This is a genomic window from Terrabacter sp. 05T424 (assembly GCF_056396225.1).
Map to the genome: position 1 here is coordinate 82,931 of NZ_JBFTLB010000013.1, position 19,784 is coordinate 102,714.

The following is a 19,784-nucleotide window of genomic DNA, read 5'->3' on the forward strand; positions in this document are numbered from 1 at the left end:
GTTGCGGGTTCAACGAGACATCTGTGACACGCAACGTGAGGAGAAGACGGCGCCCTTCGTCGGGGGGCCGTCATGATGCATGAGTGAACTGACCAGGACTTCCGACGAAGCGCTGCACCCGGCGCTCGAGCCGCCACCGGTGAACCACGAGGAGGCCGCGCCCTCCCGCGTCGACAAGGTCGTGTTCGGCGTCGCCGCAGCCGTGGCCATCGGCTTCGTGCTGTGGGGCGCGCTCGGCACCGAGAGCCTCAGCACGAGCGCCTCGAGCGGCCTCGAGTTCGTCGTGCACAACACGGGCTGGCTGTTCTCGCTCGTCGCCTCCGGCTTCGTCGCCTTCGTCATCTGGCTCGCGGCGAGCAAGTACGGCAACATCCCGCTCGGTGGCGACGGCGAGGCTCCCGAGTTCCGCACGTCGTCGTGGGTGGCGATGATGTTCTCCGCCGGCATGGGCATCGGCCTGATGTTCTACGGCGTCACCGAGCCGCTCACGCACCTCGTGAAGCCGCCGCCCGGCACGGGCGCGGCGGGCAACCCGGAGGCCGTCCAGACCGCGATGGCCACGACGATGTTCCACTGGTCGCTGCACCCGTGGGCCATCTACGCCGTCGTCGGCCTCGCCGTCGCGTACGGCGTCTTCCGCAAGGGCCGCTCGCTGCTCATCAGCTCGGCGTTCGCGCCGCTGTTCGGCGAGAAGCGCGCCAACGGCCCGGCCGGCAAGGTCATCGACATCTTCGCGATCTTCGCGACGCTCTTCGGCTCGGCCACGTCGCTCGGCCTCGGCGCCCTGCAGATCGGCTCCGGCCTCGAGATCGTCGGCGGCATCGGCAAGGTCGGAAACGGCGTGCTCATCGGCATCATCGTCGTGCTGACGATCTGCTTCATCCTCTCGGCCGTCAGCGGCATCGAGAAGGGCATCCAGTGGCTCTCGAACATCAACATGGTGCTCGCGCTCGCCCTGGCGTTCTTCGTCTTCGTCGTCGGCCCGACGATCTTCATCCTCAACCTCGTCCCGACCACCATCGGCTCCTACCTCAAGGACCTCGCGATGATGTCGGCGCGCACCGATGCCGCGGGCGGAGACGGCATGAAGGACTGGCTCGCCGGCTGGACCATCTTCTACTGGGCCTGGTGGGTCAGCTGGACGCCGTTCGTCGGCATGTTCATCGCCCGCATCTCGCGCGGCCGCACGATCCGCCAGTTCGTCTCGGGCGTGCTGCTCGTGCCGTCGGTCGTCTCGCTCATCTGGTTCGCCATCTTCGGTGGCGCCGGCATCTCGCAGCAGCAGGGTGGCCAGGACATCGCCGGCCAGTCGACGCCCGAGGGCTCGCTCTTCGCGATGCTCGGCAACCTGCCCTGGCCGACGGTCACCGCGATCGTCGTCATGCTCCTCGTCGCGATCTTCTTCGTGTCGGGTGCCGACGCAGCCTCGATCGTCATGGGCACGCTCTCTGAGAAGGGCACGCTCGAGCCGTCGAAGAAGACCGTCATCTTCTGGGGCGCCGCCACCGGTGCGGTCGCCGCGATCATGCTGCTCATCGGCGGTGAGGACGCGTTGTCAGGCCTCCAGAACGTCACGATCGTCGCCGCCCTGCCGTTCCTCGTGATCATGGTCGGGCTGGCCGTCGCGCTCGTGAAGGACCTCTCGCGCGACCCGCAGGTCGTCCGGCGCCAGTATGCCGTCGCGGCCGTCGAGCACGCCGTCGTCGCGGGCGTCAGCGAGCACGGTGACGACTTCTCGCTCACCGTCCAGGAGACCGCGCCCGGAGAGGGCGTCGGCGAGATGGTGCCGACCGACCCGGTCGAGTCCGTCCAGCCGGTCGCGCCGGTCGAGTCCTCGGACGATTCCGCGGACGGCGGCTCCCGCGAGGTCACCGAGCACACCGAGAAGGTCGGCGCCTCGATGCGGCTCTGACCCTCGTCCCCTCCGCACGTCGTGCGTCCCCCCGTTCGCGGGTGGGGCGCACGACTGCGTTCCCCTGCTCTCGTCAGCCGCCCGGGCGGATGATGCGGCGCTCGATCGCTGCGGCGACGGCGCCGGCGCGGGTGTCGACGGCGAGCTTGGTGTAGATGTGCGACAGGTGCGACTTCACCGTCGCCTCCGACACGAGCAGCTCGCGTGCAAGCTCGCGGTTGCCGAGACCGCGCGACAGCAGCTCGAGCACCTCGACCTCGCGCTCCGTGACGACCGGGCCCGGTGAGGCCGTGCGCCGGACGAGCCTCGCCGCCACGGAGGGCGCGAGCACGGTCTCGCCACGGGCCGTGGCTCGGATGCCGGCGAAGAGCTGGTCGGGCGGCGCGTCCTTGAGCAGGTAGCCGACCGCCCCCGCGTCGAGCGCCCGCAGGATGTCGGCCTCGGTGTCGTACGTCGTCAGCACGAGCACGTTGGGCGCGTGGGGCAGCCCCCTCAGGCGCGTCGTCACCTCGACGCCGCCCGCGCCGTCGCCGAGGTTGAGGTCCATGAGTACCACGTCGGGTCGCTCGGCGGCGACGACCTGTTCGGCGCTCGCGAGGTCGTTCGCCTCACCGACGACCTCGATGCCGTCCTGCCCGTCGACGAGCGCCCGCAGCCCGGCCCGCACCACGGAGTGGTCGTCGACGAGGACCACGCGCACCGACGCCCCGTCAGTCATGCCAGGCCCCCTGCCCGTCGAGGGGGAAGCGCACCGACACCGTCGTGCCCTCGCCGGGCGCGCTCTCGACGTCGGCGCTCCCGCCCAGGTCAGAGGCCCGATGACGTATGCCGTCCAGCCCCCTCCCGCGGTCGGCGCGGCCGACGTCGGCCCCCGGTCGGTTCAGCTGCGTCGGGTCGAAGCCCCGGCCGTCGTCGCGGACGTCGAGGAGCACCTCGTCCGACAGGTAGGTGAGGCTGACGACGGTGCGTCGCGCTCCGCGTGCTCGACGACGTTGGCGAGGGCCCCGCGCGCGGACCGCACGAGCGCGATCGCGACCGCGGGCGGAACGCCGACCGGGTCGCCGTGGACACGCACCTGCACGTCCAGGCCGTGCGCCCCGATGGCCGCGACGCGTCGCAGCGCGGCGGGGAGGGCCTCTCCGGTCTCGTCGTCCTCGAGATCTGCCGGCGCGAGGTCGCGGACGATCTGGCGCACCTCGTCGAGCCCCTCGCGGGCTGCGCTCCCCGCGGCCGTGACGTGCTCGCGGGCCACGTCAGGGCGTCGCGCCCAGTCCTGCTCGGCCGCACCGAGCAGCAGCGTGATGCTCGAGAGCCCTTGGCCCACGGAGTCATGGATCTCCCTCGACAGCCGGGTGCGCTCAGACAGCGCGCCCGAACGTCGTTGTGCTGAAGAGAGATCGGCCTGCGCCTCGGTGAGCTCGTCGATCAGGGCCTGACGGGTGCGGGCCTCTCGCTCGAGCGCCCGGTAGGACAGCACCGTCACGAGAGCGATGCCCACCGGGCCCACGAAGACGGTCGGGTCGACGTCGTCGGTGATGCGGCTCCAGGCCACGCTGACGACCACAGTCATCACGACGACGACCGTGACGGCATACGCGAAGGGGAGCACCTGGAGCACTGCGAAGGCCACGGGCACCGCCGTCCACGCGAATGACGGCGCGACGAGCGTCAGCGCCACCCACAGCACGACGACCATGCCGATCCAGACCGTCGGCCAGACGTGCTGGTCGGCGACGAGGCGACGCGTCGAGTAGGCCGCGCCGAGGACCAGTGCGCCGCCGAGGACGAGCACTGCCGTGAGGTCGAGGTCGTGGCGCAGCAGGTAGCGCACAGAGCAGGTCACGAGCAGCACGAGCAGCACGCCGTCGAGCCAGCGGTCGAGGCGTGCCACCGGAGCGAGGATGCCCTCCTGCACGAGGGCAGCGTAGGCACGGACGGGGCCGGGCGGCATCATCCGATCGGCTATCCGGGTGTGGCCGGTCGCCCGACGCGGGCGGGTGCGTCGCGAGGCGACAGTGGTGGAGACCAGCGTCGACCACCCCAGACCACCACAGGGAGACCACCATGAAGCGCACCATCGCCGCACTCGCCACCCTCGCTGTCGCCGCCACGCTGCCGCTCGTCGCCGGCCCGGCCGCCACCGCCTCGGGCCACTCGGCGCACTCGGGGCGGCCCACGGCGTACCAGGTGGAGGGGGACCCGGGTGGCTCGAAGTTCGAGGGGATCGGCGCCGACGAGCGCCGCGGCGTGTTCTACGTCAGCGAGGTGACGGGCGGCGAGATCCACCGCGGCACGGCCCGCGATTCGCAGACGCGCCAATGGCTCGCCGGTGACGGCACCGACGGCCGCTTCACGGCGCGCGGCATCACGACCGACGCGGCGGGACGCGTCTACATCGCCGGTGGCCCGAACGGCATCGGCACCGGGCGTCCCGACCTGTGGGTCTACTCGGCTCGCGGTGAGCTGCTGGCCGCACTGCGCGCGCCCGGCGACAACGTCTTCCTCAACGACGTCGCCATCGGACCCGACGGCGCCGCCTACTTCACGAACTCCAACGCCCCGCAGGTCTTCCGCGTCGCCCTCGACGGCGGCGACTGGTCGGCGACCCTCTGGGCCGACGCGACCGGCACCATCCCGCAGGCAGCCGGCTTCAACCTCGGCGGCATCGTCGTCACCGCCGACCGCTCGGCCCTCGTCGTCGCCCAGGGCAACCTCGGCATCCTGTGGCGCTTCGACCTCGAGACGAAGGAGGTCACGCGCGTCGCCAGCGGTGACGTCGCCCTCACCGACGCCGACGGCCTCGTGCGCAAAGGCTCCCGGCTGACCGTCGTGCGCAACTTCGCCCGCTCGATCGCGACGCTCAGGCTCTCGGCCGACGGCCGCACGGCGCGACCCGTCTCGCAGGTGGCCACCGGCCCGACGCGGGTGCTGACGACGGCGAAGGTGCTGCGCGGTCGGATCCTCTACGTGGACAGCAAGTTCGACGAGACCGTGGCCGCCCCGCCCTACGAGGTCGTCACCGACCCAGTGGCACGATGAGCCGTATGCGGCGCACGCAGGTGGCGAGGGTCGCGACGGCGGCCCTCGCCCTCGTCGCGGTCGCCGCCTGCTCCTCGCCCGCGCCCCCGAAAGCGCCATCGCCCTCCACACCGACCTCGACGACCGCCTCGACACCGGAGCAGACCCCCGTGAACTCGACGTCCCGCCCGATCACGTCGACCGCCCCGACGAAGCCGACGGCGGCCGAGCGGGCCCGGCTCGACGCAGACCTGCGCGACGCCGCGTGGAAGGACGACCTGGCTCGGGCGAAGGCTCTGGTCGCCAGGGGAGCCGACGTCAACGCCAAGGATGAGACGCAGCAGTCGGCATACCTGGTGGCGACGAGCGAAGGACGACTCGCGCTGCTGCGACTCGCCCTCGCGAACGGCGCGAAGGTCGACGACAAGGACAGCTGGAACGGCACCGGCTTCATCCGCGCTGCGGAGCGGGGCCACGGCCTCGTCGTCGGCGAGCTGCTGCAGGCGTGCATCGACCGCAACCACGTGAACCGCATCGGCTACCAGGCGATCCACGAGGCAGTGTGGCTCGGGCACGACACGACGACCTACCTCGACACTGTCCGGGTCCTCGTCGCGGGCGGCGTCGAGCTGACCCGGGCCTCCGGGAGCGAACACCTCACCCCGTTGCAGATGGCCCGCGAGCGCGGGTTCGACCGACTGACAGGAGCTCTCGTGAAGGCGACCACCGCCAAGCCCATCGCCGACCCCGACACCGCGCTGCTCTCGGCAGCCGCGCGCGGTGACGCCGACGCGGTCGCCTCGGCGTTGCGCGCGGGCGCCGACCTCGAGGCCCGCGACGGGAACCGTCGCACCGCGCTGCTGCTGGCGGTCACCGGCGACCACGTCGACGTCGCAAGGGTGCTCGTCGCGATGGGTGCCGACCCCGACGCGCTCGACGACCGGCACGACACCCCGTGGCTCGTCACCGGTGTGACGGGCAGCGTGCCGATGCTCGAGGCGCTGCTGCCCGCCGGGCCCGACCTGACGATCCGCAACCGCTACGGCGGTGTGTCGGTCATCCCGGCGAGCGAGCGTGGGCACGTCGACTACGTGCGTCGCGTCGTGAAGACGGGCATCGACGTGAACCACGTCAACGACCTCGGCTGGACGGCCCTCCTCGAGGCGGTGGTCCTCGGCGACGGCGGGTCCCGTCACCAGCAGATCGTCCGCATCCTGCTCGACGCCGGGGCCGACCGCTCCATCGCCGACAAGGAGGGGGTGACCGCGCTCGAGCACGCGCGCACCCAAGGGGTATGCCGCCATCGCCCGGATGCTCGAGCAGCCGGCGTGATCCTGCCTGACGTGCGTGACCCGCGGTTGGTCACGATCCGCCGCGGCGGCACGCTCACGGACGCCGACCACCAGCTGCTGGCGCTGTGGGCGGCCTCGTGCGCCGAGCACGTGCTGCACCTGTTCGAGCAGGAGGAGCCGTCGGACCCCCGGCCGCGAGAGGCGGTCGAGGCCGCGCGAGCCTGGGCGGCGGGTGACCTGAAGATGATGGATGCGCGCGCCCTCGGTGGGCACGCCATGGGCGCTGCCCGCCCCCTTCGAGGGGCTGCACGATTCGCCGCGTATGCCGCCGGACAGGCCGCGTGCGTGGGCCACGTGCCGGAGCATGACCTCGGCGCCGCGGCCTACGCGATCAAGGCCGCCCAGGCAGCGGACCAGCGCGACATCGAGGCGGGACGACGCGAACGCGACTGGCAGCGCGACCAGCTCCACCCGAGGGTCAGGGCTCTCGTGCTGGAGGACCAGGCGCGCCGCAACGACATCTGCTGGCGCGTCTTCGAGGACTGAGCAGCCGACGGCGCTTGCCCGAAACCGCTTGCCGGTCAGGTGAACTCGCGCACCAGCTCGGGGCTGACCTCGGCCAGCACGGCATACGCCCGCTCGACGGGGACGTCGACGATGTCGTAGTGCTGGGCGCCCGCAGCGGTCGTGGCGACCAGCGTGGCGACGCCGGCTCGACGCTGGAAGGGCGACTGCTGGACCGTCCACCCGATGATGCCGGGACGGTCGAGCACGACGCGCTGCCGGTCGAGGGACCCGTGGCGCGTCACGACGTGCGCGGGGGTGACGGCGTGCCCGAGCGCCCGCGAACGGTCCAGCCCGAGGGCAGTGGCGGCGACCAGCAGCAGCGGCACGAGGACGAGGAACGCGGGATTCCAGTCCCCCACGCGCAACGCGAGCACGAGGGCGACGGCCAGGACGGCCGCGGGCACGAGCGCCCGGGTCAACCTCCGGCGCCGCGCAGCCGGGCCGTGCCCGACGACGGGCCCGGTGACGGCCGCCTCGTCGGGCCGGATGAGTGCGGCGAGCGGCGTGACCACGGCGGCTGGGGCTGGCGGGCACAGCCAGTCCGCGCCCCCGCCCCCGCCGCCCTGCTCGTGGGCCAGGCCGGTCGTGACGACCTTCAGCCGGCGGGCCCCGGCGAGACGCAGGCCGAGGGGCTCGTCGAGGCGGATGCCGCGGATGCGGGAGGCGTCGATGCTCGTCTCGCGGCTGGTGAGGAGGCCGCGACGGGTGTGCAGGGTGCCGCGCCGGTTGCGGGTCAGGCGGAAGCCCCAGAACGTCAGCAGGTAGCCCACGACGGCGAGGAACGACACGATGACCAGCACGATGAGCACGTCGACCCACCAGCTCAGGCCCGCGATCCACCGGGCGCCGTCGCGGAAGGTCGTGCGTTCCTCGGAGTAGCGCGTGAGCACCTGCGAGACGAAGGCGACGACGGCGGCCGCGCCCGCGAGCCCGGTGACCGTGAACGGTGCGAAGCGCACCCACGCCGGGTCGAGCTGCACGAGGAGCTCGTCGACGGGCTCGGGCGACCCTGGCGCATCGGCGGGCACCTCGCCCATCGGCACGGGCGTGCCGGTGGGGGTGGGCAGAGCGGCCACCGACGGGTCGACCGCCTCGACCCGGTGCAGCAGCTCGGCCCGGAGGGCGCGCGCCGCGTCGATGCCGAGCGAGTCCAGCACGAGGTGGTCGTGGCCGCTGCCGGCGGTCGAGATCTCGACCTTGGCGAGGCCGAGCACCCGGTGGTGCACCTTCGCGGTGAGGTCGACGGCGCGCACCTTGTCGAGCCGCGCCGTGGTGGTCTGCTTGTTGAGCAGCCCACGTCGCAGCTCGATCTGCCCCTCGTCGATGCGGTAGCGGGTGGTGGCCCAGCGCAGCACGCCGAACGCGAGGATCGCCGGCAGCGCGACCAGCTCCCACCGGTCGTCGCCCTGCGAGCCGAGGCGGGCGACGAAGATCGCGAGGAGCGCCGGGAGGAAGCGGACGAGCGTCTCGAGCGGGTGGATGAGGAGCATGCGCGCGTCGAGCCGGCGCCACGAGCCGACGGGTTCGCTCCCGGTCGGTTCGGTCACGTGGCGTCGTCCGTCTCGGCGGCGGTCGCCGCGGTGAGCGCCTGCACCAGGGTCGTGGCGACGGGCAGGTCGAGGCCGTGGATGCGGACGGGACCGGCAGCGGAGGCCGTCGTGACCGTGACCGAGGCCAGCCCGAGCAGCTGGGCGACCGGACCGCGCTCCAGGTCGACGGTCTGCACACGGCTGAGCGGGGCGATGCGGCGCTCCTGCCAGAGCCACCCGGTCTGGGTGTAGACCGCCCGGCCCGTGGCCTCCCACCGGTGGACGCGGTAGCGCCAGCGCGGCATGACGGCTGCATAGCCGGCGGCAACGACCAACCAGAAGACGAAGACGACCCAGTGGGCGGTGCGCGACGTCGACGAGTCGATGAGCCACCACGCGACCTGTCCGGCGAGCAGCACCGCGGCGACGAAGAGCGACTCGATGGTCCACATCAGGACGGCTCGGCGCGAGACACGCTCGGCGGGTTCGCGCAGCACGCCGCGGGCGCCCTCGTCCAGGTCGGTTGCCTCCACGGGCCCCACGGTGTCACACGTCCGGGGTCAGGCGGCGAGAGGCTCCGGCGCGAGGTCCGCGCGGGCCTCCACCAGCTGGGCGTAGCGACCTCCGGCGGCGAGCAGCGTCTCGTGGTCGCCGATCTCGGCGACTCGGCCGTGGTCGAGCACCGCGATCTGCTCGGCGTCGCGCACGGTTGAGAGTCGGTGCGCGATGGTCAGCGTCGTGCGGCCGGCCATGAGCCGGTCGATCGCGGTCTGGAGCCCACGCTCGGTCTCGTTGTCGAGGGCGCTCGTCGCCTCGTCGAGCACGAGGATGCGGGGGTTGCGCAGCAGCGTGCGCGCGATCGCGAGGCGCTGCTTCTCTCCGCCCGAGAAGCGGTGGCCCCGGGCGCCGACGACGGTGTCGAGGCCGCCGGGCAGTCCGGCGACGAGCGTCGCCACCTGCGCGGTCTCGAGGGCCCGCCACAGCTCGTCGTCCGTCGCGGCTGGTGCGGCGAGCAGGAGGTTGTCACGGATCGATGCGTGGACGAGGTAGGTGTCCTGGGAGACGACGCCGACCATGCCCGCGAGGTCGTCGGGGTCGAGGTCGCGCAGGTCGATGCCGTCGATGGTGACGCGACCACTCTGGGGGTCGTGCAGCCGCGCGAGCAGGCCGGCGAGGCTCGACTTGCCCGAACCGGTCTCGCCGACGAGCGCCAGGGTCGTGCCCGCGGGAAGGTGCAGCGTGACGTCGTCGACGGCATACGTCGGCTCGGTGGCGGTGGGCTCGTGACTCAGGCTGACGCGCTCGAAGCGGACCTCGCCACGGATCTGGTCATGCTGCACCGCAACGGGATTCGCGGGTGCCGCGATGTCGACGGGAAGGTCGAGGTAGCCGAAGATCCGGCTGAAGAGGGCCATCGAGGTGACCCACTGGGCGCCGACGTCGAGCAGCCCCATGAGGGGGCGGAAGATCGAGCCCTGCAGGGTCGTGAAGGCGATGAGCGTGCCGATGGTCATGCCCCGGAGGTCGCGGGGAAGCCGGCGGCGAGGTAGATGAGGGCCGGGATGGCGGCGAAGACGATCTGCATCGTCGCCATGCGCCACCGGCCGGCGAGCTGCGAGCGCAGCTCGAGGTCGATGAGGTCGGTGGACGTCGCGGTGAAGCGGTCGGCCGTGGCCTCGCCCGCACCGAGCGTCTTGATGAGCGTCGCGCCGCTGACGGTGAGCCCCTCCTCCACCTGGCTGTGCAGGTCGGCGAGACGGCGCTGGCGCTGGGTCGTGATGTCACGGCGGAGCAGGGCCACGCGGCGGGTCAGCACGACGGCCGGCGGGATGACGAGCAGGGAGAGCAGCGAGAGGCGCGGGCTGAGCGCGACCATCGCGATCGCCGTCGCGACGGCGGTCGTCACGTTGCTCGCGATCCCGGTCGCGGTCGAGGTGATCACCGACTGCATGCCGCTGATGTCGTGCGTGAGGCGGGACTGCACCTCGCCGCTGCGGGTGCGGGTGAAGAAGGCGACGGACTGGCGCTGCAGGTGGCGGAAGACGTCGGCGCGCAGCCCGTGCATGACGCGCTGGCCGACGGTCGTGGTCAGCCAGGTCTGGACGACGCCGAGCAGCTGCGTCACGACCGTGACGGCCAGCATGCCGCCCACGGCCCAGAGGAGCAGGCGCACGTCCTGGTGGGGCAGGGCCTCGTCGATGACGGCGCGCAGCAGGAACGGCTGGGCCATCGAGATGACCGAGGTGGCGAGGATGATCGCGGTGACGACGGCGACGACGCGCGAGTGCGGTCGGAACAGGCGCGCGACGCGGGCCATGGAGACGGGGGACTCGGCCAGCTGGGCGCGGTCGTTCGCGTCGATCTTCTCGGGGCGCATGCCGTTGCGGCCGCCTCCGCCGCGGGTGGTGTGGGTGGTGTCGTTCAAGAGCTACTCCATTCGTGGACTCCGAATCATGATGCTGAGGTTACCTCACTATGAGGCAAGTGCCAAACTCGCGTATGCTGCCGGGCATGTGCCCAGTCCACCGGCCGTCCCCGTCGGCCCCCCCTTCCGACAAAGCGCCGCTCAGCGAGACCTCGGTCGACGAGCCGTCGCTCGACGAGCTGCTGCTCGGCGCGGCCCGTGCCCTGCGTCGTCGCTGGGCGAGCGGCCTCGGACCCGACCTGTCGCCCCACGACGCGCGCGCCCTGCGGGTGATCGGCCACCATGGCCCGACCCGTCTCGGTGTCGTCGCCGACCACCTGCGCATCGCCCCCCGGTCGGCGACGGACGTCGTCGACCGCCTCGAGTCCCGGGGGCTGGTCGCTCGCGCCCCCGACCCGGCCGACCGCCGGGCGATGACCGTGTCGCTGACCCCGCGGGGAGCGGAGGTGCTCGCGCAGGTCGACGCCGCCCGGCGCGAGGGTGCCGCGGAGTTCTTCGGAGGCTTGACCGACCGCGAGCGCGTCTCCCTCGCAGGCGTTCTCGCGCGCCTCGACGACCGTTCCTCGAGGTGACAGCACCACCCTGCTGCGTTCTAGACTGCGCTTCCGCCCACCGGGCGGAGCGCGAGGCTGTGGGGATTCGCGACGGAGCGAACGGAAGCTGTGGGTGACGGCGTGACTGGACTCGTGCTCGTCGAGGGGCTGCCCGGTTCGGGCAAGAGCACCACGGCCTCGGACATCGCGAGCTGGCTCGCCGGCCAGGGAGTGCCTGCCGAGCACTGGCCCGAGGGTCGGGTCGACCACCCCGTCGACTTCGAGCAGGTCGCGGTCCTCAGCACCGAGCAGGTGCTCGCGATCGCCGCCGAGTCGTCCGAGTCTGAGCCGCAGTCGTCGTCGGCCCTGCTCACCGCCGCCGAGCGCCACGGTGACGAGTGGCTCGTGCGCCACGCCCTCCACCCGTCCCTGCCCTCGTCCCTCGTCGAGCGGCTCAGGGAGCACGACGCGTACGACGGCTCGGTGGCCCCCGACGCGCACGCGCGCGTCCTCACCGAGAGCTGGCGCGCCTTCGGTCGGACGCGGCCGGTGTCCGGTCCGGTCCAGGTCTGGGAGTGCGTGCTGCTGCAGAACCCCGGCTGCGCCCTCGTGGCCCGCGGTGACCAGCCCGCACCCGTGCTCGCCGCCCACGTCTCCGGTCTCGTCGAGGCCGTCCGGGAGCACCGTCCGGCGCTCGTCTACCTCGACGCGGGCGACCCGCTGCGCGTCCTCGAGACCGTCGCGGCGGAACGCGCGGCCGGGTGGGTCGAGGCGGTCGTGGAGTACCACACGGGGCAGGGCCTGGGGCGTCGCATGGGCCTGCGCGGGTTCGAGGGCTACGTCGACTTCATGCGACACCGACGAGCCATGGAGCTCGACCTCATCGGGACCCTCGACCTGCCAACCCTCGTCGTGCCCGTCGACGCCGACCACGCGCGCGGTGGCGCGGCGAGGCTCGAGCAGGTCCGCACGTTCCTCTCCGAGCACCTGCAGCTCGACGGATGGCCCGAGCCGAGCCAGGTCGCCTGACGTGGCCCTGCAGTCGGTGGAGGGGGTGCTCGACGAGGCCACCGACGCGCAGGTCCGCCGCGAGTGGGCCCTGCTGGCCGACGCCGGCCTGCCGAGCCAGGCCGACCACCGGGGCGATTCGAACGCGCCTCACCTGACGTTGTCAGCCGCCGCCAGCGTGCCCGAGGCCGTCGACGCCGGTCTGGCGCGGGCGCTGGAGGGCTTCGCGCCGGTGCCCGTACGCCTCGGCTCCCTCCCCGTGCTCGGCTCGCGGCACCTCGTGCTGGCGCGCCTCGTGCTGCCCAGCGAGGCCCTGCTCCGCCTCCACGCATCGGTCGCCGAGACCATGGTCGGCGCAACCGACGTGCCGGAGCGGGTGCAGGTCGGCCGGTGGGTGCCGCACGTCACCCTCGGGCGCGGGCTGCGTGCCGCGCAGGTCGGCGAGGCGCTCGAGGTGCTGGGTCGCGTTCCGCAGCTGGAGGGCGCGGTCGAGTCGGTGCGCCGTTGGGACCCGCTGGCCGCGCGCACGTGGCGCGTCGACGGCATACCTACGATGGGCGCATGACTCTCGGACCCCTGGACAGCCTGGAGCTCGGCCTCGACACGTTCGGCGACATCGCGCTCGGGCCGGACGGGTCGCCGCTGCACCCGGCAACGGTGCTGCGCGAGGTGCTCGCCGAGGGCGAGCTGGCCGACCGGCTCGGCCTCGACTTCTTCGGCGTCGGCGAGCACCACCGTGACGACTACGCCGTCAGCGCGCCCGACGTGCTGCTCGCCGGTCTCGCCGCCCGCACCGAGCGCATCCGCCTCGGCACGTCGGTGACGGTGCTGAGCAGCGACGACCCCATTCGCGTCTTCCAGCGCTTCTCGACGGTCGACGCGATCAGCAACGGCCGCGCCGAGATCACTGTCGGCAGAGGGTCGTTCGTCGAGTCGTTCCCGCTCTTCGGGCTCGACCTCTCGGACTACGAGACGCTCTTCGAGGAGAAGCTCGACCTCCTGGCGGCCGTCGTCGCGGAGAAGCCCGTGCGGTGGGAGGGGTCGATCCGTCCGCCGGTCAACGTCGAGCAGGTCATGCCTGCAACGGAATCCGGGCACCTGCCGGTGTGGGTCGGCGTCGGCGGCACGCCGCAGTCGGTCGTCCGTGCCGCGCACTACGGCTTCCCGGTCGTCATCGCCATCATCGGCGGGGCCTCGCGGCAGTTCGCGCCGCTCGCCGACCTCTACCGCCAGGCCCTCACGCAGATGGGCAAGTCCGAGCTCCCGGTCGGCGTGCACTCGCCCGGCTACGTCGCCGCGACCGACGAGCAGGCCATCGACGAGTTCATGCCGCACTTCGTGCCCTACATGAACAAGATCGGCCGCGAGCGTCGCTGGGCGCCGATGACGAACGAGCAGGCGCTCGCCCAGCTCGGTCCCGACGGCGCCGTCTACTGCGGCTCGCCCGAGACCGTCGCGGCCAAGATCGTCGACACCGTCCAGGTGCTCGGCGTCTCCCGCTTCCAGCTCAAGTACTCCATGGGCACCCTGCCGCACGACAAGCGGATGGAGTGCATCCGCCTCTACGCCGAGGAGGTCGTGCCGCGCGTCCGCGCGATGCTCCGCGAGGCCTGACGTGAGGGTGCTCCTCCTCGGCATGGGGTCGCGCGGCGACGTGCAGCCCCTCGTAGCGCTGGGGGAGCGCCTGCGGCGGCGTGGGTATGCCGTCTCGCTCGCCGCGCCCGCCGACCTCGGTCACGTCGTGACCGGGAACGGGGTGGACTTCGAGCCGTTCTCGTTCGACCTCGAGGGGCCCTTGCGCGACGGCCTCGGTCGCGAGTCCCTGCGCGGGTCTGCGACGCACCAGGTGCGTGAGGCGAGGCTGATGCGCCAGGTGATGGCCGAGCGGGCCGGGGCGCTCGCCGACGACGTGACGCGGCTCGTCGAGCAGGCCGACGCCGTGGTGTCGGGAGCGCTGACCTTCGACCTCGTCGACGCCCTCCTGGTCGGGTCGCCGAAGCCACACGTCTACGCGATCTTCGCGCCGGTCTGGCCGAGCGCCCACGGCCAGTCGGTGGCGCTCGGGCTCCTGCCGCACCACCGGTCACCCCTCAATCTGTGGTGGAGCAGCCTCGCGGGTCGCGTGGCGCTCGACCTGTTCCGACCCGCCGGCGATCTGGTGCGGGCTCGAAAAGGCCTGCCGCGCCGCACGTTCCGGTCCTACTCCGCTGCCGCGAGCAGCACGCCGACCCTTCTCGGTGCCAGCCCGTGGGTCGTGCCGCGTGCTCGCGACTGGCCGCGGGCGCTGAGGCAGACGGGCTTCTGGTTCCGGGAGGAGGCGTTCGACGGCGACCCGATGCCGGTTGGGGACCGGTCGCGCCTCGGTGACGAGATCGAAGACTTCCTCGCCCGGGGAGCGCCGCCTGTCTACGTCGGCTTCGGGTCGATGCCGACGCCCGACCCCGACGCCGTCGTGCACGGCGTCGTCGAGGTGCTGGCCTCGCTGGGGGTGCGCGGGATCGTCAGCGAGGGACTCGGCGGGCTGTCGCTCGATCGTCTCGGTCGGGGCCTGCCGCCAGACGTGGTCGGCGTTGGTGTGACGCGCCACGGCGAGCTGTTCCCTCGGTGCTCGGTCGTCGTGCACCACGGCGGTGCCGGCACGACCGCGGCCGCCGTGCGTGCCGGAGTGCCGCAGGTGGTCGTCCCGCACGCGGCGGACCAGCCGTACTGGGGACGACGGATGGCCGACCTCGGCGTCGCGGCGCCACCGATCGCGCGCAAGGACCTCACGCCCTCACGACTGCGCGAGGCGCTCGAGGTCGCACTGTCCGCGCAGGCCCGCCGGGCGGCATACGTCCTCGGCGAACGGGTGCGGGCCGAGGACGGCGCCGGCGACGCGGCGCGGCTCGTGGACACGTATCTCGGCGGACCCTGACGCGGACCCGCGAACACACGAAGTCCCGCAGAGGGGCTCGGCTCACGCGTGGCTGAACCGGGCTGGCGGCAGTTCGTGTGTCGGGGAGGCTCCACGCGCCGGACCGCGAGGTCAGATCGTCGCGGCCAGCTCGGTCGCCTGGCGGATGGCGCGCTTCGCGTCCAGCTCGGCAGCGACGTCGGCCCCGCCGATGACGTGCACCTTCACGCCGGCCGCGGACAGCTCGGGTCCCAGTGTGTTGACCGACTCCTGGCCGGTGCACACGACGATGGTGTCGACGTCGAGCACCTGCGGGTCCGTGCGCTCCTCGCCGTGCGTGATGTGCAGGCCGGCATCGTCGATGCGCTCGTAGTTGACTCCGACGTGGTGGTGGACTCCCTTGGCCTTCAACGCAGCTCGGTGCACCCAGCCGGTCGTCTTGCCGAGTCCCTTGCCGATCGGGGTGGCCTTGCGCTGGAGCAGGTGCACCTCGCGCGGCGACGGCGTCGGGGCCGCTGGCACGAGCCCGCCGCGTGAGGAGTCGGGCGAGCCGACGCCCCACTCGGCCATCCACTCGTCGACAGTCATCGGTGACTCGACGTGGGTGAGGAACTCGGAGACGTCGACGCCGATGCCGCCGGCGCCCATGACGGCCACCCGGTCACCGAGCGGCGCCTCCCCGCGGACGGCAGCGGCATACGTGATGACCTTCGGGTTATCGATGCCCGGGATGTCGGGGATGCGCGGCTCGGCGCCGGTGGCGACGACGACCTCGTCGAAGTCGGTGAGGTCGTCGACGGCCGCGCGGCGACCGAGGTGCACCTTGACGTCGCCGAGGTCCAGTCGGCGCCGGTAGTAGCGGATCGTCTCGGCGAACTCCTCCTTGCCGGGGATGCGCATCGCGATCGCGAACTGGCCGCCCAGGCCGTCCGACGCCTCGAAGAGCTCGACCCGGTGGCCACGCTCGGTCAGGGCCGCCGCCGCGGCGAGCCCGGCCGGGCCCGCGCCGACGACGGCGACGTGCTTGCTCCGACGGCTCGGCGCGAGCACGAGGGTGGTCTCGCGGACGGCGCGCGGGTTGACGAGGCAGGTCGCCGTCTTCTTCGCGAACGTGTGGTCGAGACAGGCCTGGTTGCAGGCGATGCAGGTGTTGATCTCGTCGGCGCGGTCGCCTGCAGCCTTGGTCACCCAGTCGGGGTCGGCGAGGAACGGGCGCGCCATCGAGACGAGGTCGGCGGTGCCGTCGGCGATGACCTGCTCGGCGAGCTCGGGCATCGAGATGCGGTTGCTCGTGACGACCGGCACCGTGACCTCGGGGCGCAGCTTGGCGGTGACACGGGTGAAGGCGCCGCGCGGGACGGACGTGACGATGGTCGGGACGCGGGCCTCGTGCCAGCCGATGCCGGTGTTGATGATCGTCGCGCCTGCTGCCTCGACCTCCTTCGCGAGAGAGACGATCTCGTCCCAGGTCTGGCCGTCGGGCACGAGGTCGAGCATCGAGAGGCGGTAGACGATGACGAAGTCGGGACCGGCTGCCTCACGGACGGCGCGGACGACCTCGACGGCGAGGCGACGGCGGTTCTCGGGGGAGCCGCCCCACTCGTCGGTGCGGTGGTTGGTGCGCGGCGCGAGGAACTGGTTGAGCAGGTAGCCCTCCGACGCCATGATCTCGACACCGTCGTAGCCGGCCTGCTTCGCGAGGCGGGCACACCGGGCGTACGCGTCGATGGTGCTCCGGATGCCCCGCACGGTGAGGGCGCGGGCGGTGAAGCGGGAGATGGGGGCCTTGGTGCGCGACGCCGACACGGCCAGGGGGTGGTACGCGTACCGGCCGGCGTGGAGGATCTGCAGCGCGATCTTGCCGCCCTCGCGGTGCACGGCGTTGGTGATGACCTCGTGACGGCGGGCCTGGCGCTCGGTGACGAGCACGGAGCCACCGGGGTAGAGGGCGCCCGCGAGGTTCGGGGCGAAACCGCCGGTGACGATGAGGCCGACACCGCCGCGCGCCCGCTCGGCGTAGTAGGCGGCGAGGCGGTCGAAGTCCTTGGCCTTGTCCTCGAGCCCGGTGTGCATGGAGCCCATGACGACGCGGTTGCGCAGCGTCGTGAAGCCGAGGTCGAGCGGCTCGAGCAGGTGGGGGTAGGCCGTGGAGGTCGTGGAGGTTGCCGTCACGCGGTCGAGCGTAGCCGCTCGGTTACCGGTGGGTAAGGTGAGCGCGGCGTGGGTCACAATGGCGGGGTGAGCCAGATCGAGCACGTGGACGTCCTCGTCGTCGGCGCCGGCCTCTCCGGGATCGGGGCCGCCTACCGGCTGCAGACCGAGGCCCCGACCCGGTCGTACGCGATCCTCGAGGCGCGTGACTCGCTCGGCGGCACGTGGGACCTCTTCCGCTACCCCGGCGTCCGCTCCGACTCCGACATGATGACGCTCGGGTTCCCCTTCGAGCCGTGGACGGACCCCGACGCCATCGCCGACGGCCCGAAGATCCTGTCCTACCTCGAAGACACGGCTCGCAAGTACGGCATCGACCGACAGATCCGCTTCGGGATGAAGGTCGTCGCGGCTTCGTGGTGCACGGCTGACACCAGGTGGACGGTGACGGTCGAGCGCGCGGGCGGCCTGCGTGAGCAGCTCACCTGCGACTTCCTGCAGCTGTGCAGCGGCTACTACGACTACGACCGGCCGCACGACCCCGAGCTGCCGGGGATCGGTGCGTTCTCGGGTGACGTGGTGCACCCGCAGTTCTGGCCCGAGGACGTGTCGGTCGCCGGGCGCAGGGTCGTCGTGATCGGCAGCGGTGCCACGGCCGTGACCCTGGTGCCAGCCCTCGCCGACCTCGGGGCAGCCGTGACGATGCTCCAGCGCACGCCGACCTGGGTCACCCCGCTGCCACGGCGCGACCGCGTGCGCGACGTCGTGCAGCGCGTCCTGCCGTCACGCGCCGGAGGCGTCGTCTCCCGCTACAAGAACGTCCTGGCGACGACGGCCTTCTACGAGCTGAGCCGGCGACGCCCCTCTGTGGCAAAGGCCTTGCTGTCAAAGGGTGCTGCGCGATCGCTCGGGTCGACGGCGATGGTGAACGACCACTTCACGCCGACCTACGACCCGTGGGACCAGCGACTCTGTGTCGTGCCCGACGGCGACCTGTTCGAGGCGGTGCGCTCGGAGCGGGCTGAGGTCGTGACCGACACGATCGAGACCTTCACGCCCGACGGCATACGCCTGGGGTCGGGTCGCGAGCTGCCCGCAGACGTCGTGGTGACGGCAACCGGCCTGCGCATCAAGGTCGCCGGCGGCATCGAGTTCACCGTCGACGGGGAGCGCCGGCCCACCGGCGAGCTCACGGTCTACCGCGGGACGATGTTCGGGGGCGTGCCGAACCTCGCCGTCACCATCGGCTACGTCAACGCGTCGTGGACGCTGCGGGCCGACCTCGCGAGCCGGTATGTCTGTCGCCTGCTGAACCACATGGAGCAGAACGGGTGGCGTGTGGCCGTCCCGCGGGCGCCGGAGGGGATGTCCGGACGGCCTCTGCTGCCGCTGCGGTCGGGCTACGTCGAGCGTGCGGTGGGGGAGCTGCCGCAACAGGGCGATGCTGCGCCATGGCTGATGCGCCAGAACTACCTGCTGGATCGGCGAGACATGCTGCGCGGCGACGTCACCGAGTCGATGTCCTTCTCGCGGTGAGATGCCTTGTGTGACAGCCTGATTCATTGTCCACAGATTCGCCCCACCCCTTGCACAGTAGTAGCACAAATGTTCTACTGAAGGTAGACGAAGCAGCGCCGAGGGGAGGGGTCGTATGCCGTACATCGCGCCGTCGAGCGAGCTCTCCCGCGCTGACCTGCTCGGACCCTTCCGCCTGCTGCGGGTGAGTCGTGCCGATGACCCGGCCGAGCTCGCGCGGACCCTCGAGTCGATCCTTGCGGCGCGCTCTGAGGTCCGTGAGCAGGCCGACCGGGCTCGTTCGGTCGAGGTGACCGAGGGACTGCTGCGGGCGGGTGAGCGGGTGATGGCGCAGGTCGAGGCGCTCGAGGTGGCGAAGGCGCGGGTCGAGGCCGACCTGCTCGCTGCGTACGGGGCGTTGCACACCATCGAGGCCCAGCAGGTCGCCGCCTTGCCAGCCGGTGGGAGTGCCGTGCGGATGGCGGCACTGGCCTCGTCGGAGCGGGTCGTCGCGGAGGAGATCGCGCTGGCGACCGGGGTCGGGGTCGGTGAGGTGTCGCGGCGGCTGGCGTTGGCGACGGCGCCGCGGCGGCACCGGCGCGTACTGGCCGCGTTGCGGGCCGGTGGCACGTCGCTGTACCGGGCGGTGCAGCTCGCCTGCGACACGGTTCAGCTGTCGGAAGTGGATGTCGCGGTGGTGGAGGAGTCGGTGCTGGCTCCGTCGCGGGACGGGCGGGTGGTGGGGCAGCGGAGCTTCACGACCCGGTTGACTCGCGCCATCGCGTCGGTGGACACCAGGGGCGCGGAGGAGCGGCGGGCGCACGCGAAAGCGCGGCGTGGGGTGTTCGGGCGGATGGTCGGTGACGGGATGGGGTGTCTGAGCTTGACGGCCGATGCGGGCACGGTCGCGGCGATCCTGGACCGGCTCGACACCCGTGCTC

The 19,784-nt window shown here is 72.2% G+C and carries 15 protein-coding genes and 3 pseudogenes; 11 read left to right on the forward strand and 7 right to left on the reverse strand.

Translation table 11 applies throughout. The annotated features are described in order from the left end of the window. The first annotated feature begins 79 nt into the window (after positions 1 to 79). Positions 80 to 1,912, forward strand: coding sequence for a BCCT family transporter (locus tag AC1DE0_RS20435; protein WP_478105030.1), 1,833 nt, complete (start codon positions 80 to 82; stop codon positions 1,910 to 1,912). 73 nt (positions 1,913 to 1,985) lie between these two features. Here the strand turns inward: AC1DE0_RS20435 and AC1DE0_RS20440 are convergent, their stop codons facing one another. Genes AC1DE0_RS20440 through AC1DE0_RS20450 form a run of 3 tightly spaced genes read right to left on the reverse strand, consistent with a single transcriptional unit; the run spans position 1,986 to position 3,827 of the window. Continuing rightward, positions 1,986 to 2,630, reverse strand: a complete 645-nt coding sequence (locus AC1DE0_RS20440; RefSeq protein WP_478105033.1) for a response regulator — start codon at positions 2,628 to 2,630, stop codon at positions 1,986 to 1,988. Next, positions 2,623 to 2,844: an ATP-binding protein gene (locus AC1DE0_RS20445; protein ID WP_478105037.1), complete on the reverse strand. Its 222-nt coding sequence runs from the start codon at positions 2,842 to 2,844 to the stop codon at positions 2,623 to 2,625. The genes AC1DE0_RS20440 and AC1DE0_RS20445 overlap by 8 nt, the downstream gene beginning before the upstream one ends. After that, positions 2,793 to 3,827, reverse strand: coding sequence for a sensor histidine kinase (locus tag AC1DE0_RS20450; RefSeq protein WP_478105041.1), 1,035 nt, complete (start codon positions 3,825 to 3,827; stop codon positions 2,793 to 2,795). The genes AC1DE0_RS20445 and AC1DE0_RS20450 overlap by 52 nt, the downstream gene beginning before the upstream one ends. Before the next feature lie 149 nt (positions 3,828 to 3,976). Here AC1DE0_RS20450 and AC1DE0_RS20455 point away from each other — a divergent pair, with 149 nt between their 5' ends. From AC1DE0_RS20455 to AC1DE0_RS20465, 3 genes and pseudogenes are all read left to right on the forward strand, one after another. Continuing rightward, a complete protein-coding gene (locus tag AC1DE0_RS20455; RefSeq protein ID WP_478105045.1) occupies positions 3,977 to 4,951 on the forward strand; it encodes an SMP-30/gluconolactonase/LRE family protein in 975 nt (324 codons plus the stop codon). Positions 4,952 to 5,601: 650 nt separating this feature from the next. Continuing rightward, positions 5,602 to 6,138: pseudogene (locus tag AC1DE0_RS20460) on the forward strand (ankyrin repeat domain-containing protein); the annotation flags it as partial. Positions 6,139 to 6,258: 120 nt separating this feature from the next. Next, positions 6,259 to 6,768: a putative immunity protein gene (locus AC1DE0_RS20465; RefSeq protein WP_478105074.1), complete on the forward strand. Its 510-nt coding sequence runs from the start codon at positions 6,259 to 6,261 to the stop codon at positions 6,766 to 6,768. A gap of 35 nt (positions 6,769 to 6,803) precedes the next feature. Here AC1DE0_RS20465 and AC1DE0_RS20470 read toward each other — a convergent pair whose 3' ends face one another. From AC1DE0_RS20470 to AC1DE0_RS20480, 3 genes and pseudogenes are all read right to left on the reverse strand, one after another. Then, positions 6,804 to 8,336, reverse strand: coding sequence for a PH domain-containing protein (locus AC1DE0_RS20470; protein ID WP_478105048.1), 1,533 nt, complete (start codon positions 8,334 to 8,336; stop codon positions 6,804 to 6,806). Continuing rightward, positions 8,333 to 8,851, reverse strand: a complete 519-nt coding sequence (locus AC1DE0_RS20475) for a PH domain-containing protein (RefSeq protein ID WP_478105051.1) — start codon at positions 8,849 to 8,851, stop codon at positions 8,333 to 8,335. Before AC1DE0_RS20475 ends, AC1DE0_RS20470 begins: the two co-directional genes overlap by 4 nt. Before the next feature lie 27 nt (positions 8,852 to 8,878). Continuing rightward, positions 8,879 to 10,695 (reverse strand): annotated as a pseudogene (locus AC1DE0_RS20480) (ABC transporter ATP-binding protein). A 134-nt stretch (positions 10,696 to 10,829) separates the two neighbouring features. On the opposite strand from AC1DE0_RS20480, the gene AC1DE0_RS20485 reads away from it, so the two are divergent. The 5 genes from AC1DE0_RS20485 to AC1DE0_RS20505 all read left to right on the forward strand — a co-directional run bounded on the left by AC1DE0_RS20485 (position 10,830) and on the right by AC1DE0_RS20505 (position 15,198). Next, on the forward strand, positions 10,830 to 11,315 hold the full coding sequence (locus AC1DE0_RS20485; protein WP_478105054.1) for a MarR family winged helix-turn-helix transcriptional regulator: 486 nt from the start codon (positions 10,830 to 10,832) through the stop codon (positions 11,313 to 11,315). A gap of 102 nt (positions 11,316 to 11,417) precedes the next feature. Beyond that, complete coding sequence (locus AC1DE0_RS20490; RefSeq protein ID WP_478105056.1) at positions 11,418 to 12,305, forward strand: P-loop NTPase family protein; 888 nt, start codon at positions 11,418 to 11,420, stop codon at positions 12,303 to 12,305. A gap of 1 nt (position 12,306) precedes the next feature. Beyond that, on the forward strand, positions 12,307 to 12,849 hold the full coding sequence (locus AC1DE0_RS20495; protein ID WP_478105058.1) for a 2'-5' RNA ligase family protein: 543 nt from the start codon (positions 12,307 to 12,309) through the stop codon (positions 12,847 to 12,849). Then, entirely contained in the window at positions 12,846 to 13,898 is a 1,053-nt protein-coding gene (locus tag AC1DE0_RS20500) for an LLM class flavin-dependent oxidoreductase (protein ID WP_478105060.1), read from the forward strand. Before AC1DE0_RS20495 ends, AC1DE0_RS20500 begins: the two co-directional genes overlap by 4 nt. 1 nt (position 13,899) lies before the next feature. Next, the gene (locus tag AC1DE0_RS20505; RefSeq protein WP_478105064.1) at positions 13,900 to 15,198 is read left to right on the forward strand and encodes a glycosyltransferase; all 1,299 of its coding nucleotides are present in this window, start codon (positions 13,900 to 13,902) and stop codon (positions 15,196 to 15,198) included. A 111-nt stretch (positions 15,199 to 15,309) separates the two neighbouring features. Here the strand turns inward: AC1DE0_RS20505 and AC1DE0_RS20510 are convergent, their stop codons facing one another. Further along, positions 15,310 to 17,349, reverse strand: coding sequence for an oxidoreductase (locus AC1DE0_RS20510; RefSeq protein ID WP_478105066.1), 2,040 nt, complete (start codon positions 17,347 to 17,349; stop codon positions 15,310 to 15,312). Positions 17,350 to 17,415: 66 nt separating this feature from the next. Between AC1DE0_RS20510 and AC1DE0_RS20515 the strand changes: the two genes are divergently transcribed. Both AC1DE0_RS20515 and AC1DE0_RS20520 read left to right on the forward strand, forming a co-directional pair. Next, positions 17,416 to 18,864 (forward strand): flavin-containing monooxygenase, encoded by a 1,449-nt coding sequence (locus AC1DE0_RS20515; protein WP_478105068.1) that lies wholly within the window; start codon positions 17,416 to 17,418, stop codon positions 18,862 to 18,864. Between the two features lie 115 nt (positions 18,865 to 18,979). After that, positions 18,980 to 19,784, forward strand: a pseudogene (locus AC1DE0_RS20520) (hypothetical protein); the annotation flags it as partial.